13 protein-coding genes are annotated in these 15,004 nt (G+C 62.9%); 10 read left to right on the forward strand and 3 right to left on the reverse strand.

The window, feature by feature from the left end:
- The first annotated feature begins 28 nt into the window (after positions 1–28).
- The 9 genes from ACTJJN_RS23150 (at position 29) to ACTJJN_RS23190 (ending at position 10,293) form a co-directional block, all read left to right on the forward strand.
- Positions 29–1,711: a flavin monoamine oxidase family protein gene (locus ACTJJN_RS23150; protein WP_440781657.1), complete on the forward strand. Its 1,683-nt coding sequence runs from the start codon at positions 29–31 to the stop codon at positions 1,709–1,711.
- A gap of 14 nt (positions 1,712–1,725) precedes the next feature.
- Positions 1,726–2,520 carry a carbon-nitrogen hydrolase family protein gene (locus tag ACTJJN_RS23155; RefSeq protein WP_324737490.1) on the forward strand — a complete coding sequence of 265 codons (795 nt, stop codon included), beginning with the start codon at positions 1,726–1,728 and terminating at the stop codon, positions 2,518–2,520.
- A 140-nt stretch (positions 2,521–2,660) separates the two neighbouring features.
- Complete coding sequence (gene pqqF, locus ACTJJN_RS23160; RefSeq protein WP_440781658.1) at positions 2,661–4,961, forward strand: pyrroloquinoline quinone biosynthesis protein PqqF; 2,301 nt, start codon at positions 2,661–2,663, stop codon at positions 4,959–4,961.
- Between the two features lie 159 nt (positions 4,962–5,120).
- The gene (gene pqqA / locus ACTJJN_RS23165) at positions 5,121–5,192 is read left to right on the forward strand and encodes a pyrroloquinoline quinone precursor peptide PqqA (RefSeq protein WP_003243383.1); all 72 of its coding nucleotides are present in this window, start codon (positions 5,121–5,123) and stop codon (positions 5,190–5,192) included.
- Between the two features lie 78 nt (positions 5,193–5,270).
- Positions 5,271–6,182, forward strand: coding sequence for a pyrroloquinoline quinone biosynthesis protein PqqB (gene pqqB, locus ACTJJN_RS23170; RefSeq protein ID WP_003255590.1), 912 nt, complete (start codon positions 5,271–5,273; stop codon positions 6,180–6,182).
- A gap of 162 nt (positions 6,183–6,344) precedes the next feature.
- On the forward strand, positions 6,345–7,100 hold the full coding sequence (gene pqqC, locus ACTJJN_RS23175) for a pyrroloquinoline-quinone synthase PqqC (protein ID WP_003255592.1): 756 nt from the start codon (positions 6,345–6,347) through the stop codon (positions 7,098–7,100).
- A complete protein-coding gene (gene pqqD / locus ACTJJN_RS23180; protein ID WP_003255595.1) occupies positions 7,097–7,372 on the forward strand; it encodes a pyrroloquinoline quinone biosynthesis peptide chaperone PqqD in 276 nt (91 codons plus the stop codon). The genes pqqC and pqqD overlap by 4 nt, the downstream gene beginning before the upstream one ends.
- On the forward strand, positions 7,344–8,504 hold the full coding sequence (pqqE, locus tag ACTJJN_RS23185) for a pyrroloquinoline quinone biosynthesis protein PqqE (RefSeq protein ID WP_017148053.1): 1,161 nt from the start codon (positions 7,344–7,346) through the stop codon (positions 8,502–8,504). Before pqqD ends, pqqE begins: the two co-directional genes overlap by 29 nt.
- The gene (locus tag ACTJJN_RS23190) at positions 8,470–10,293 is read left to right on the forward strand and encodes a prolyl oligopeptidase family serine peptidase (protein WP_440781659.1); all 1,824 of its coding nucleotides are present in this window, start codon (positions 8,470–8,472) and stop codon (positions 10,291–10,293) included. Before pqqE ends, ACTJJN_RS23190 begins: the two co-directional genes overlap by 35 nt.
- A gap of 63 nt (positions 10,294–10,356) precedes the next feature.
- Here ACTJJN_RS23190 and ACTJJN_RS23195 read toward each other — a convergent pair whose 3' ends face one another.
- On the reverse strand, positions 10,357–10,515 hold the full coding sequence (locus ACTJJN_RS23195) for a YqaE/Pmp3 family membrane protein (RefSeq protein WP_009681539.1): 159 nt from the start codon (positions 10,513–10,515) through the stop codon (positions 10,357–10,359).
- Between the two features lie 147 nt (positions 10,516–10,662).
- The gene (locus ACTJJN_RS23200; protein WP_014860211.1) at positions 10,663–11,940 is read right to left on the reverse strand and encodes an aspartate aminotransferase family protein; all 1,278 of its coding nucleotides are present in this window, start codon (positions 11,938–11,940) and stop codon (positions 10,663–10,665) included.
- Between the two features lie 211 nt (positions 11,941–12,151).
- On the opposite strand from ACTJJN_RS23200, the gene ACTJJN_RS23205 reads away from it, so the two are divergent.
- Positions 12,152–13,075, forward strand: a complete 924-nt coding sequence (locus ACTJJN_RS23205; RefSeq protein ID WP_003255599.1) for a LysR family transcriptional regulator — start codon at positions 12,152–12,154, stop codon at positions 13,073–13,075.
- Positions 13,076–13,154: 79 nt separating this feature from the next.
- Here the strand turns inward: ACTJJN_RS23205 and ltrA are convergent, their stop codons facing one another.
- Positions 13,155–14,576, reverse strand: coding sequence for a group II intron reverse transcriptase/maturase (gene ltrA / locus ACTJJN_RS23210; protein WP_221101214.1), 1,422 nt, complete (start codon positions 14,574–14,576; stop codon positions 13,155–13,157).
- Between the last annotated feature and the right edge of the window lie 428 nt (positions 14,577–15,004).

Consider the following 15,004-nt stretch of genomic DNA (forward strand, 5'->3'; position numbering starts at 1 on the left):
CGCGCAGCCTCTCTGGCAAGGTCATTTCATGAAAAAGAAGAACCGCCACCCCGCCGACGGCAAGAAGCCGATCACCATTTTCGGCCCGGACTTCCCTTTTGCTTTCGACGACTGGCTGGAACACCCGGCAGGCCTGGGCAGCATTCCGGCTGAGCGCCATGGGGAAGAGGTGGCCATTGTCGGTGCCGGTATCGCCGGCCTGGTAGCGGCCTACGAGCTGATGAAGCTGGGCCTCAAGCCGGTGGTGTACGAGGCGTCCAAGCTGGGCGGCCGGCTGCGCTCGCAAGCCTTCAATGGCACTGACGGGATCGTTGCCGAGCTGGGTGGCATGCGCTTCCCGGTGTCGTCCACCGCCTTCTACCACTACGTCGACAAGCTGGGCCTGGAAACCAAGCCCTTCCCCAACCCGCTGACCCCGGCTTCGGGCAGCACGGTGATCGACCTGGAAGGCCAGACCTACTACGCCGAGAAGCCCACCGACCTGCCACAACTGTTTCATGAGGTAGCCGACGCCTGGGCCGATGCGCTGGAGAGCGGTGCGCAGTTCGCCGATATCCAGCAGGCCATCCGCGACCGTGATGTACCGCGCCTGAAGGAACTTTGGAACAAGCTGGTGCCGCTGTGGGACGACCGCACCTTCTATGACTTCGTCGCCACCTCGCGCTCTTTTGCCAAGCTGAGCTTCCAGCACCGCGAAGTGTTCGGCCAGGTCGGTTTCGGCACCGGCGGTTGGGACTCGGACTTCCCCAACTCGATGCTGGAAATCTTCCGCGTGGTGATGACCAACTGCGACGACCACCAGCACCTGGTGGTCGGGGGCGTGGAACAAGTGCCACAAGGCATCTGGCGCCACGTACCGGAACGCTGCGTGCATTGGCCAGAGGGCACCAGCCTGAGCACGCTGCATGGCGGCGCACCGCGTACCGGGGTCAAGCGCATTGCCCGCGCCGCTGATGGCCGCCTGGCGGTCACCGACAACTGGGGCGATACCCGCCACTACAGCGCAGTACTCGCCACCTGCCAGACCTGGTTGCTGACCACCCAGATCGACTGCGAAGAATCGCTGTTCTCGCAAAAGATGTGGATGGCCCTGGACCGTACCCGCTACATGCAATCGGCGAAAACCTTCGTCATGGTCGACCGCCCGTTCTGGAAGGACAAGGACCCGGAAACCGGCCGTGACCTGCTGAGCATGACCCTCACCGATCGCCTCACCCGCGGCACTTACCTGTTCGACAACGGCAACGACAAGCCCGGGGTGATCTGCCTGTCATACTCGTGGATGAGCGACGCGCTGAAAATGCTGCCGCACCCGGTGGAGAAACGCGTACAACTGGCCCTGGATGCGCTGAAGAAGATCTACCCGAAGACCGATATCGCCGGCCACATCATCGGCGACCCGATCACGGTTTCCTGGGAGGCCGACCCGTACTTCCTCGGCGCCTTCAAAGGCGCGCTTCCGGGCCATTACCGCTACAACCAGCGCATGTACGCGCACTTCATGCAGCAGGACATGCCGGCGGAGCAGCGCGGTATCTTCATTGCCGGTGACGACGTGTCATGGACCCCCGCCTGGGTTGAAGGCGCGGTGCAGACGTCGCTGAATGCAGTGTGGGGTATCATGAACCACTTTGGTGGCCACACCCACCCCGACAACCCGGGCCCGGGCGATGTGTTCAACGAAATCGGCCCGATCGCCCTGGCGGATTGAGACAAGGAGGCATCATGCGCATCGCTCTGTACCAGGGCGCACCCAAGCCACTGGATGTGCCCGGCAACCTGCAACGGCTGCGCCACCAGGCGCAGCTGGCAGCCGAACGCGGCGCACAGTTGCTGGTGTGCCCGGAGATGTTCCTGACCGGCTACAACATCGGCCTGGCCCAGGTCGAGCGCCTGGCCGAGGCCGCCGATGGCCCGGCAGCCATGACCGTGGTAGAGATCGCCCAGGCGCACCGCATCACCATTGTCTATGGCTACCCGGAGCGCGGTGACGACGGGGCGATCTACAACAGCGTGCAGTTGATCGATGCGCATGGCCGCAGCCTGAGCAATTACCGCAAGACGCACCTGTTCGGTGAACTGGACCGCTCGATGTTCAGCCCAGGTGCCGACCACTTCCCGGTGGTGGAACTGGAAGGCTGGAAGGTTGGCCTGCTGATCTGCTACGACATCGAGTTCCCGGAGAACGCCCGACGCCTGGCGCTGGATGGCGCCGAGCTGATCCTGGTGCCGACGGCGAACATGACGCCGTACGACTTTACCTGCCAGGTGACCGTGAGAGCGAGGGCACAGGAAAACCAGTGCTACCTGGTATATGCCAACTACTGCGGTGCGGAAGACGAGATCGAGTATTGCGGGCAGAGCAGCATCATCGGCCCGGATGGCAGCTTGCTGGCCATGGCCGGGCGGGATGAGTGCCAGTTGTTGGCCGAGCTTGAGCATGAGCGGGTGGTACAGGGGCGCACGGCGTTTCCCTACCTGACCGATTTGCGCCAGGAGCTGCACCTGCGTAAAGGCTGACAGGGGCCGCTATGCGGCCCATTCGCGGGCACGCCCGCTCCCACGGGATCTGCGCTGCCTTTCATACCGGCGCCCTACCCGCGAAAAGGCCGGGCCTGCGAACAAATCGGTTAGCATGGAGCGCAGCCACCGGAGCCCCCATGCCTGACGCCATCCGCCAACTCACCCTCGCCAACGGCTTGCAATTGACCCTGCGCCACGCCCCGCGCCTCAAGCGCTCGGCCGCCGCACTGCGGGTGCACGCGGGCAGCCACGACGCGCCTGCCAAATGGCCCGGTCTGGCGCACTTCCTCGAACACCTGTTCTTCCTCGGTACCCCGCGCTTCCCGCTGGAAGACGGCCTGATGCGCTACGTGCAAGCCCTGGGCGGTCAGGTCAACGCCAGCACCCGGGAACGCGCCACCGACTTTTTCTTCGAGGTGCCCCCCAACACGCTCGGTGGCGGTCTCGAGCGCCTGTGCCAAATGCTGGCAGAACCGGATCTGGGCATCGAACGCCAACGCCGTGAACGCGAAGTGATCCATGCCGAATTCATCGCCTGGTCGCGCAATCCATCGGCACAACAGCAGTTCGCCTTGCTGCAGTCAGTGTCAGCCAAGCATCCACTGGGCGCTTTTCATGCTGGCAATCGATACACCCTGGCCTTGCACGATGCGGCCTTCCAGCAAGCGCTTGCGGGCTTTCATCAGCGCTTCTACCAAGGCGGCCAGATCTGCCTGAGCCTTTGCGGTCCGCAGCCGCTGGATGAACTTGAACGCCTTGCCCGGCAGCAGGCCGAACTGTTCGCCGCAGGTGAGCGCGTGCCGCAAGTGCTGCCGCCGCCACTGCCAGCAATGGCTAGCGCTTTGACCTTCACGCACCAAAGCCTCCCCAGCGGTGCCGAGCACGCCCTGGAACTGCTGATCGCTTACCTGGAGGACAGCCGCCCAGGTACCTGGCTGGGCGCGCTTCGCGAGCGTGGCTGGCTACAACGTTTCACGGCCGAAAGGTTGTATGCGTTCGCCGGTCAGCTGCTGTGGCACCTTGACCTGAAGCTCAGTGCCGACGCTTGCCCGGACGAAGCCAGCGCCCTGCTGCAAGGTTGGTTCAGGTTCATCCGCCAGGCCGACCGCGAACAGTTGAACCACCAATTCGGCCTGTTGCAGCACAGCCGTGCGCACAGTGCCAGCGCGCTCGAGCTGGCACGCCGGGACAGCACAGGCCAGCCGTTCGCCAAGCTGGATGCCCAAGGGTTGCAGGCGCTTGGCGCCCTGCTGGAAAGCCTGCCAGGTGGCGACCATGGCGATTGGCAGCTTTTACCAGTCGACCCATTGCTGAAGGCTGACCTGCCCCATGCCAAGGCGCAGCCGCTGCCGGCAGCGCTGAAGATCAGTGACCAGCTCCCGCCGGCGCGCCAATACGCTGCGCTGTACCTGCGCTGGTATGTACCTTCGCCTTTGCGCCAGCAGCTACAGCGTGTGCTGGAACTGGCACTGGCACCACTGCAGGAACGCTGTGACCGCGCCTCCGTGCAACTGCAGTACAGCAGCGCCGGAGAATACTGGCAGTTGCGCTGCGCCGGCCTGCCAGCAGCAGTGCTGCGGGCAGTGGAACAAGCCTTGGCCTTGATGCTCAAGCCACCTGCCCGTTGCTGGCTGCCCGACACGGCGCAGCCCCCGGCCCTGATCCCCATCAGGGCACTGCTCAAGCAACTGCCAGACGCGGTACGGGGTAGCCTGCCCGCAGCGGTGCCTGCCTGCACGCTGACCCAGCAGCAGCTCGACAGCCTGTGGCTGCACACCGAGTGGCATGGCATGGCTGCAGGTTTCGAGGATACCGCGCTAAACGCCTTGGGCGCCGCGCTGTTGCAGTGCCCTGGGCAAGGCTCGCGGCCGGGGCCCTTGCCATCATGGGCCAACCACCGCTGGCAGCATGCCCACGTGCAAGGCAGCGAACATGCCCTGCTGCTGTTCTGCCCGTTGCCGGCAGCAAAAGAGGCCGCAGGCCGCCTGTTAGCCCAATTGCTGCAAGGGCCGGTTTACCAGCGCCTGCGGGTAGACTTGCAACTCGGCTACGCGGTGTTCAGCGCCTTTCGTCAGGTCGAGGGGGTCGGTGGGCTGCTGTTCGGTGTGCAGTCCCCCAACACCGGTCAGGCACAGGTGCTCGACCACCTGCTCAGCCTGCTGCGCCATGGCGTCACCCTTGACCCGGCCGCTCGCCAGGCGTTGGCCGGGCAATTCGACGAACCCGCCATGGCCAATGCCGATGTCGCCGAATGGGCGTGGCAGACACACTTGGGCACACAAGCCGATAGGCTGGATGTACTGCGCAGGTCTATCCTGACTACGCGGCAGACGGATCTGGACCACCTGCTGAGCGACCTGCTCGACCCAGGTTCCGCTTGGCTATGTTTGGCCAACGCTGCCGCGCCAGACACTTCCTGGCTGGGTGAAGATCGATGATTATTACGCGAACTGCAACGGCGCTTCTCGAATAATTAACCTTCCGGTTCAAATTTTTCTTGTAAGATAGCGCAATCCCGTTTTCACGGAACTGCCAACGCATGGCGGTACCCAAGTAGTAGCTGAACAACCCAACCCTCATTCGGAAGGAGTAATTCCATGTGGACCAAACCTGCATACACTGACCTGCGTATCGGCTTCGAAGTCACCATGTACTTCGCTAACCGCTAAGCCGGGCTTAGGGTTTCACGCCTCGGCCTGCCGGGGCGTTTTCGTTTTTCAGATCCGGTTTCTGCATAGAGAGTGGCCATGTACATCCAGGTTCTCGGCTCCGCCGCCGGTGGCGGGTTCCCGCAGTGGAACTGCAACTGCGTCAACTGCAAGGGCTACCGTGATGGCACCCTGAAAGCCACGGCGCGCACCCAGTCATCCATCGCCCTGTCCGACGACGGTGTGCACTGGATATTGTGCAATGCCTCGCCCGACATCCGCGCCCAACTGCAGGCCTTTGCGCCGATGCAGCCGGCCCGGGCACTGCGCGACACCGGTATCAACGCCATCGTCCTGCTGGACAGCCAGATTGACCACACCACCGGCCTGCTCAGCCTGCGCGAAGGCTGCCCACATCAGGTGTGGTGCACGGACATGGTCCACCAGGACCTGACCACCGGTTTCCCGCTGTTCAACATGCTCAGCCACTGGAACGGTGGCTTGCAGTGGAACCGTATCGAGCTGGAAGGCAGCTTCGTGATCGACGCCTGCCCCAACCTCAAGTTCACCCCCTTCCCCCTGCGCAGCGCCGCGCCGCCCTACTCCCCGCACCGCTTCGACCCGCACCCGGGCGATAACCTGGGTTTGATGGTCGAAGACACCCGCACCGGCGGCAAGCTGTTCTACGCCCCGGGCCTGGGCCAGGTAGACGAAAAGCTGCTGGCGATGATGCACGGTGCCGACTGCCTGCTGGTCGACGGCACCCTGTGGGAAGACGACGAAATGCAGCGCCGTGGCGTGGGCACCCGCACCGGCCGCGAGATGGGTCACCTGGCCCAGAACGGCCCTGGCGGCATGCTGGAAGTGCTCGACGGCTTCCCGCGCCAGCGCAAGGTACTTATCCACATCAACAACACCAACCCGATTCTCGACGAAGACTCACCCGAGCGCGCCGAAGTCCTGCGCCGAGGCGTCGAAGTTGCCTTCGATGGCATGAGCATCGCGTTGTAAAACAGTCTGTGAGGCGACACCAGACCCTGTGGGAGCGGGCATGCCCGCGAAAAAGCCAACACGGTCCATGACACCGGCTTCGCCGGTGTTCGCGGGCACGCCCGCTCCCACAAGGGAGAGGGATGTGCCCGGCCAGATAATCGTTCTACAGGAGCCAGCCGAATGAGCGACGCACTGCCAATGTCCCCTGCCGAATTCGAGCAGGCCCTGCGCGCCAAGGGCGCCTATTACCACATCCATCACCCGTACCACGTGGCGATGTACCAGGGGCGCGCCACCCGCGAGCAGATCCAGGGCTGGGTAGCCAACCGCTTCTACTACCAGGTCAACATCCCGATGAAGGATGCCGCAATCCTGGCCAACTGCCCGGACCGCGAAGTGCGCCGCGAGTGGATCCAGCGCCTGCTCGACCACGATGGTGCGCCCGGCGAGGATGGCGGCATCGAAGCCTGGCTGCGCCTGGGCCAGGCTGTCGGGCTGGACCCGGACCAATTGCGCTCGCAAGAACTGGTATTGCCTGGCGTGCGCTTTGCCGTGGACGCCTACGTCAACTTTGCCCGCCGCGCCAGCTGGCAGGAAGCCGCCAGCAGTTCGCTGACCGAGCTGTTCGCCCCGCAAATCCACCAGTCACGCCTGGACAGCTGGCCGCAGCACTACCCGTGGATCGACCCCGCCGGCTATGAGTATTTCCGTACCCGCCTGGGCCAGGCTCGACGCGATGTGGAACACGGCCTGGCGATTACCCTGCAGCACTACACCACCCGTGCGGGCCAGGAGCGTATGCTGGAGATACTGCAGTTCAAGCTGGATATCCTCTGGAGTATGCTCGATGCCATGAGCATGGCCTACGAACTGAACCGCCCACCCTATCACTCCGTCACCCAGGAACGGGTGTGGCACAAGGGAATCACCCTATGAGTTTCGACCGTAACCAAGTGCCGAACTGGCGCCCCGGCTACCGCTTCCAGTACGAGCCGGCGCAAAAGGGCCATGTGTTGCTGTACCCCGAAGGCATGATCAAGCTCAACGACAGCGCGAGCCTGATCGGTGGCCTGATCGACGGCCAGCGTGACGTGGCAGCCATCATCAGCGAACTCGAACAGCAATTCCCCGATGTCCCGGAAGTGGCCGATGACATCGAGCAGTTCATGGAGGTGGCCCGTGCCGAACACTGGATCGTCCTCGCCTGAGTTGCCACCTACGCCCGAGGTCGGCCTGCCGCTGTGGCTGCTGGCCGAGCTGACCTACCGCTGCCCGCTGCAGTGCCCGTATTGCTCCAACCCGCTGGACTTCGCCGCCCAGGGCCAGGAGCTGAGCACCGAACAGTGGTTCAAGGTCATGGCTGAAGCGCGGGAAATGGGTGCCGCACAAATCGGCTTTTCCGGCGGTGAACCGCTGGTACGCCAGGACCTTGCCCAGCTGATCGCAGAGGCCCGCCGCCTGGGTTACTACACCAACCTGATCACCTCGGGCATTGGGCTGAACGAGGCGCGCATCGCCGACTTCAAAAAGGCTGGCCTGGACCATATCCAGATCAGCTTCCAGGCCAGCGACGAGCAGGTCAACAACCTGCTGGCCGGCTCGAAAAAGGCTTTTGCACAGAAGCTGGAAATGGCCCGCGCGGTAAAAGCCCATGGCTACCCGATGGTGCTCAACTTCGTCACCCATCGGCACAACATCGACAAGATCGACCGCATCATCGAGTTGTGCATTGCCCTTGAGGCCGACTTTGTCGAACTCGCCACGTGCCAGTTCTATGGCTGGGCGCACCTCAACCGCCTTGGGCTGCTGCCAACCCGCGCGCAGCTCGAGCGGGCAGAACGTATCACCAACGAATACCGGGACAAGCTCAAGGCCGAGGGCAACCCGTGCAAGCTGATTTTCGTTACCCCTGACTACTACGAAGAGCGCCCCAAGGCCTGCATGAACGGTTGGGGCAACCTGTTCCTCACCATCACCCCGGACGGTACCGCCTTGCCCTGCCACGGCGCCCGCCAGCTGCCCGTGCAGTTTCCGAATGTACGCGACCACGACTTGCACCATATCTGGTATGAGTCGTTCGGTTTCAACCGCTTCCGTGGCTATGAGTGGATGCGCGAACCTTGCCGCTCCTGCGACGAGAAAGAAAAGGACTTCGGCGGCTGTCGCTGCCAGGCCTTCATGCTGACCGGCGATGCCAGCAACGCAGACCCGGTGTGCGCCAAATCGACCGAGCACGGCATCATCCTCAAGGCCCGCGAGGAGGCAGAAACCGCCCAGCTCGCGATCGAACAGATGACCTTCCGCAATGATCGAAACTCCCGTGTCATCGCCCGCGGCTGAGTTCAGCGCGGCCCAGGCGGTTGCCGCCGGCACCGACTTCGCTGAACTCAAGGTCAGTGCCGACGGGCTGTTCTGGAACGAATTCCGCCCGGCCGATGGAGCGTGCCGTATCTGGCACTGGCTGCACTACCAGGCCCGTTGCCTGACCCCGGACGGCTTCAGCGTACGCAGCCGGGTTTATGAGTATGGCGGCGGCAGCTTCTGCCTGGGTGGCGACGGGCTGGTGTTCGTCAACGAAAAGGACCAGCAGGTCTACACCCAGCCGCTGGACGATTCGCTACCGCGTGCGCTGACTCACGATGTCAGCTGCCGCTATGGCGATGTGCAGTGGCACGACGGCCAGGTACTGGCCGTCGAAGAGCGCCATGCCGAGCAAGTAGAGCACCGCCTGATCGCTTTGGGTGACAGCAGCCGCGAGGTGCTCGCCGAGGGCGCCGACTTCTATGCCTCGCCTGCTGTCAGTGCCGATGGCCAGCGCCTGGCGTGGATCGAATGGGACCGCCCGGCGCAGCCCTGGACCGTCACCCGGCTGATGTATCGCGCGCGCGATGCCAGCGGCCACTGGGGGCCGGCGCAATGTGTAGCCGCCGCAGAAGAATCGCTGCAACAACCACGCTTCGATGCCGAAGGTCGGCTCTACTGCCTGTCCGACCGCAATGGTTTCTGGCAACCCTGGGGTGAGGTCGATGGCCAATGGCAGGCGTTGCCTGCCGCACCGGCAGACCATGCTGCTGCGCCTTGGCAATTGGGCACCTGTACCTGGTTGGCACTGGGCCCGCAAAGCTACCTGGCCAGCTGGTTCGAAGACGGCTTCGGGCAATTGGGGCTGCGTGGTGAAGATGGCCGTATGGAGCGTTTCGCCAGTGCCTACACACGCTTTCGCAGCCTGGCCATGGACAGCGAACACCTGTATGCCATCGCCGCGTCGCCCATCAGCCCCCCGGCAGTCATTGCCATTGACCGCAGCAACCATGAAGTACGCGTGCTGGCCGGTGGTGCCGAAATGCTGCCGGCAGGGCAAATCAGCCTGCCGCAGCCGATCCATTACGACAGTGGCGGCGAGCAGGCCCATGGTTTCTTCTACCCGCCAGCGCAGCCGCAAGGCGCCGCACCGCTGGTGGTGTTCATCCACGGCGGGCCAACCTCAGCCTGTTATCCCGTGCTCGACCCGCGTATCCAGTATTGGTCCCAGCGCGGCTTTGCCGTGGCCGACCTCAACTACCGGGGCAGCACCGGCTATGGTCGGGAATACCGCCAGGCACTGCACCAGCGCTGGGGCGAGAGCGATGTGGCCGATGCCTGCGCGGTAGTCGAATACCTGGCAGCTCAGGGCGTGGTCGACAAACGCAAGGCGTTCATCCGCGGCGGCAGCGCCGGGGGCTACACCACCCTGTGCGCTTTGGCGTTCCAAGACGTGTTTCGCGCCGGCGCCAGCCTGTACGGGGTCAGCGACCCGATAGCCCTCGGCCATGCCACCCACAAGTTCGAGGGTGATTATCTGGACTGGTTGATCGGCGACCCGCAGCGGGACGCTGACCGCTATCGCCAGCGCACGCCGCTGCTGCATGCAGAGCGCATCAAGGTGCCGGTGATTTTCTTCCAGGGTGAGCTGGATGCAGTGGTGGTGCCGGAACAGACGCGGTCCATGCTGGCAGCGCTGCAGGCCAACGGGATCGACGCTGAAGGGCACTTTTATGCGGGAGAGCGGCACGGGTTCCGCAAGGCGGAGAACCTGGCGCATGCCTTGGAAGAAGAGTGGAAATTTTATTGCCGGGTGTTGGCGCAATAGTTCCAGACGCCCCGAGCAGGAGCAACCTTGTGCTGCTCCTGTAGGGGCCAATCTCTGCCTGTATCAACGCTTGGCGATGATATACACCGCATGCACGATCCCCGGAATGTACCCCAGCAGGGTCAGCAGGATATTAAGCCAGAACGCCCCACCAAACCCGACCTGCAGGAACACCCCCAGCGGCGGCAGAATGATGGCGATGATGATGCGGATAAAGTCCATGCGAGTCTCTCCTTAAGGGTTACATCAAAGACTAGCTGCCCGCCTTAGAGGTTCCACAGGCAAAAAAAAACGCCCCGGGCCGAATGAAACAGGCCAGGGGCGATGCGCAGGAACGCCAGACGGTTCGTTGAATTCTTTGCCAGGCCGCTACGCCGGCACTTCGCGACGGGCCTGCTGCTGGGCATGCAGGCGGGCGAAAGCGCGCGCCAGGCGCAGCAGCATTTCGTCGATGTTGCCTTTGCTCACAGTCAGCGCCGGTGAAAAGCGCACTACATCCGCTTGCGGCGCGTTGAGCAGCAGGCCTTCGTGCAGGGCCGCAGCCACCAGTTCGCGGGCCAGGTTTTCTTTCAGTTGCAGGGCCCATAGCAGCCCGTGACCGCGCACTTCACCCTGACCATAGCGCCCGGTCAGGCGGCTCAGGCCTTCACGCAGGTGACGACCGTTGTCCTGTACCTGGGCTAAAAAGCCAGGTTCCAGCACGCTGTCCAGCACTGCCAGGCCGGCGGCGCACATCAGCGCGTTGCCGTGATGGCTGCCTTCCAGCTCACCAGGCTCGGCGCAGCATGCCTTGCCCCTTGCCAACAAGGCGGCCAGCGGCACGCCGCCCCCCAGGCCCTTGCCCAAGGTGATGATGTCGGCGCGCACGCCATAGAGCTCCTCGGCCAGCAGCGCACCACAGCGACCAATACCGGTCTGCACCTCATCAAGGATCAGCAGGATGCCCAGTTCGCGGCAGAGCGTTTCCACGCCCTTGAGGTATTCCTGAGTAGCGGGAATAACGCCCGCCTCACCCTGTATCGGCTCGAGCATGATTGCCACGGTGCGTGAATCCACCTCAGCGTGCAGCGCCGCGAGGTCATTGAACGGCACCTTGCTGAAACCCGGCAGGCCAGGTTCGCAGCGATTGCACGGCAACGGGTCGGACGCGGACAGCGCGCCGAGGCTACGGCCATGGCAGGCTTGGCTGGCAGTAATGATGTGATAGGCGCCGTTGCGGTGCAGTTGGCCCCACTTACGCGCCAGCTTGATCGCCCCTTCACAGGCCTCGGCACCGCTGTTAAGCAGGTAGGCCTGGTCACTGCCGGTACTCTGACACAGCCGGTTGACCAGCCCCAGCAGGCCACGGTTGTGGAAGCCCGAGCCCGGGTTGATCAACGCCTGAGCCTGGTTGCCCAACGCTTTGACCAGCACGCTGGGGCTGTGGCCTAAACTGTTGACCGCACCGCCCTGAGTGAAGTCCAGGTAGGCATGCCCTTCGTTGTCCCACAACCACGAGCCCTGGCCACGCACGAATACCTGCGCTGCACGTTCGGCGCCGGGCATCAGGCGCTCGGGCGACAGCTCAGACGCGTGCGGCACGATCACCGGCGCACGCTTGGGCTCGGCGGCGGCAGGAGCCGAGCGGCGCAGGTTGAACAGGTTCATCAAGGGCTCCAACCAATCACGGTAAAGGGCAGCCACGGTGCGGTCTTGGTGCCGGCACTCGATATTTTGCCTTTCCTATCAAAAGTGTTTTTCATCCGGGGTAACAATCGACAGAATCATCGCTGTAACCCTTTGGAATACGGCGATAGACTAGGCTTCAGCAGGGTTTTCGACCATTTCGTTTTTCCAGCATTTTCGATAAGTGTTACTTATGGATTTCCGCCAACTGCGTTATTTCGTCGCGGTGTACGAAGAAGGCCACGTAGGGCGTGCCGCCGAGCGCCTGTCGCTGTCACAGCCGGCGCTTTCCCAGCAGATTCGCCAGTTGGAACACAGCCTCGACCTGAGCCTGTTCGAGCGCAGCAACAAACGCTTGCTGCCGACCCTGGCCGCCCACACCTTGTACAACCATGCCCTGCCGTTGCTCGACGGCCTGCAGCGTGCCCATGAGGCTATGCGCAACTTCAAGGGCCAGTCGCTGCGCACCTTGGCTATCGGTGTATTGCAGACCGTGCGGCCAAGCCTGATACCGCAGCTGCTTGAACGGCTGCGCAAGGCTCAACCTCACCTGGTCGTGCAGATTTACGAGTTGTCAGGGTTAGAGATCGAACGGCGCCTGCTCAATGGCAACCTGGACATCGGCATCAGCTACTTGCCGCCGCGCCAGCCAGGGCTGCATGGCCTGCTGTTGTACGAAGATGAGCTGCAACTGGTCATACCCGATACCCACCCGCTGAAGGACTTCAAGAAGGTGTCCATCCGTCAGGCCGCCGAATTGCCCATGCTGATGCTGGGCGAAGAGTTCCAGATCCGCCAGATCTGGCAGGCGCAGCTGGCCAGCCAAGGCCGACGGCCGCAGGTGCAGGCAGAGATGAACAATATGGCAGGGATTCTCGATAGCCTCGCGCACACGGCGCTGGCTACCATTCTGCCGGGGCGCGCCAAGGAGGCCGCCGAAGATGATCAGGGGCTGCTGTGGAAGCCGTTGAGCGAGCCGCGCGTGCCATTGAAGGTTGGCCTGGTATTTCGCGATGCCCAGCGCCAGCAGGCCTCTGTAGAGCTGCTGCGCACATTGCTTGAGGAAGAGACGGACGCCCGCCTGCTGGGGGCATCACCGCTGGATGTGCTGGCCTAAAACACGCAATTGAGTAGGAGGCGGGTTCACACCCGCCGTCCTCTCACACCACCGTGCGTACGGTTCCGTACACGGCGGTTCAAGCTATGCGGCTAAGCCGGTTGATCGTATCCAGTATCGAGACCAGTCCGAGTCGATCCCATAGTTTCTTCGGCAGCGCCTGATTCATATGTGGCGCCCCCGAGTTCCACCATGGGCCTCGGCCGTTATAGGCCGATTTACAGGCACGCTCCTCGCTTAAGCCCAGACGCATCAGGTTGCGCGCCCTCGTAGAGGGCTGTTTCCATTGGCGCCAAATGGCACAGCGGAGTTTGTGCCTGATCCAGCCATCCAGCTCCTCAAGTGGCCGCTTGCTCTGGCTGAGCTTGAAGTAACCCGCCCAACCTCGTAGTACGGGGTTTATCCGCTCGATGGTGTTTGCCATCTTGCGGCCCCGCGCGCCGCATAGCAGCTCTGCGAGCCGGTCGCGCAGGCGACTCAGGCTCACCGTTGCCACCCGCAACCTTGGCTGCTGATGCCAGCTCATCCCATAACCCAAGTAATCACACTTCCAGGCTCTCGCGACTCGACTCTTCTTCTGATTCACCGTCAGTTTCAAACGTTGACTCAGGAAGCGCTCGACACTAGCCAGTACCCGTTCGCCAGCCCGAGGACTGCGCACATAAATGTTCGCGTCATCGGCATAGCGCACGAAGCGATGGCCCCGCCGCTCCAGTTCGCGGTCAAATTCATCGAGCAGGATATTCGACAGCAGCGGCGAGAGCGGGCCGCCTTGCGGCGTCCCTTCCTGCCGTGGACTGACGACACCGCCTGACATGACTCCCGCTTCAAGGTAGCGACGGATAAGCCTAAGTACGCACTTATCTTTGACCCGGCGCTCGATACAGGCCATGAGGATGTCGTGGTTGACCCGATCAAAAAACTTCTCCAGATCGACTTCCACGCACCACCGGTGCCCCGATGCCACATGGGCACGGGCCATCTCGACAGCTTGATGCGCGCTCCTGCCCGGACGGAAGCCGTAGCTAAAATCCGAGAACAAAGGATCGAAGAATGGCGTGAGTTGTTGCAGCAATGCCTGCTGGATCAGGCGATCCACGACGCTGGGAATTCCCAGTTGCCGCGTGCCGCCCTGCGGCTTGAGAATTTCAACCGCACGTACGGCTTGGGGATGGTATTCACCGGCCAGCAATCTGCCTTTGAGGATTGGCCAATACTGATTCACATAGCCTGCAAGGTCGGCGACCGTCATGCCATCGGCACCCGGCGCTCCCTTATTGCTGACTACGCGCTTATACGCACGTCTGAGGTTGGCCGGTGCGAGCACCCGCTCCATCAGCGTGTCCGGCTCTGCGTTCGTCCACGCCGATGACGCCGTCGATACCTTTGCGCTGTCAGGCATCATCCTCGGCTTCTGGCCGGGATTCGGAGTGACAGATTCCGTTTTAGGAAATTTCTGCATTGCGGCTACCAACGAGACAGTGACGCCTACTGGCGGCATAACCTGTTCGGCCCTTGGTGACGCGGTTAACCGCCACTTACTACGGCCTCGGCTGACTTCTGCACGCTCATCCCGTCGCCTCTCGACGCTCGGTAGCACCAAGGCAAGCGTACAGATCTCCCAGGGTAATTCGCGTGACCTTCCTGCTTATGCCTGTCGGATTTACGTCGCAGCGTTCCGTGCAAGTATTGGGCTTTGACGATTATGGCCGTCTTGCCCCGCTGCGCCGCCTGATCCGCTTCCTGTTCGTCAGGCCAGCATTTTGCCTCGGGCTTCCTTCAGATTCGTAGTCGCCCACGACACCCTTGCCTCTGGCTAACACTTCCCCTTGCCGGGTGTGTAGAGGACTTTCACCCCCAAGTCACCAGCGAGGCCACCACAGCCAAGCTGGTTGCGCTATCGCGCAACGCGCCATGCCTGGCGCACCA

The sequence above is a fragment of the Pseudomonas sp. 22515 genome (assembly GCF_052044625.1).
GTDB classification, from domain to species: Bacteria; Pseudomonadota; Gammaproteobacteria; order Pseudomonadales; family Pseudomonadaceae; genus Aquipseudomonas; species Aquipseudomonas alloputida.

Bases quoted from the DNA above. Each gene is read 5' to 3' on its own strand.
- ACTJJN_RS23150 (WP_440781657.1), top strand. From the start codon at position 29: ATGAAAAAGAAGAACCGCCACCCCGCCGACGGCAAGAAGCCGATCACC.
- pqqC (WP_003255592.1), top strand. From the start codon at position 6,345: ATGAGCGACGCACTGCCAATGTCCCCTGCCGAATTCGAGCAGGCCCTG.
- ACTJJN_RS23155 (WP_324737490.1), top strand. From the start codon at position 1,726: ATGCGCATCGCTCTGTACCAGGGCGCACCCAAGCCACTGGATGTGCCC.
- ACTJJN_RS23190 (WP_440781659.1), top strand. From the start codon at position 8,470: ATGATCGAAACTCCCGTGTCATCGCCCGCGGCTGAGTTCAGCGCGGCC.
- pqqB (WP_003255590.1), top strand. From the start codon at position 5,271: ATGTACATCCAGGTTCTCGGCTCCGCCGCCGGTGGCGGGTTCCCGCAG.
- ACTJJN_RS23205 (WP_003255599.1), top strand. From the start codon at position 12,152: ATGGATTTCCGCCAACTGCGTTATTTCGTCGCGGTGTACGAAGAAGGC.
- ACTJJN_RS23195 (WP_009681539.1), bottom strand. From the start codon at position 10,515: ATGGACTTTATCCGCATCATCATCGCCATCATTCTGCCGCCGCTGGGG.
- ltrA (WP_221101214.1), bottom strand. From the start codon at position 14,576: ATGCCGCCAGTAGGCGTCACTGTCTCGTTGGTAGCCGCAATGCAGAAA.
- pqqF (WP_440781658.1), top strand. From the start codon at position 2,661: ATGCCTGACGCCATCCGCCAACTCACCCTCGCCAACGGCTTGCAATTG.
- pqqD (WP_003255595.1), top strand. From the start codon at position 7,097: ATGAGTTTCGACCGTAACCAAGTGCCGAACTGGCGCCCCGGCTACCGC.
- ACTJJN_RS23200 (WP_014860211.1), bottom strand. From the start codon at position 11,940: ATGAACCTGTTCAACCTGCGCCGCTCGGCTCCTGCCGCCGCCGAGCCC.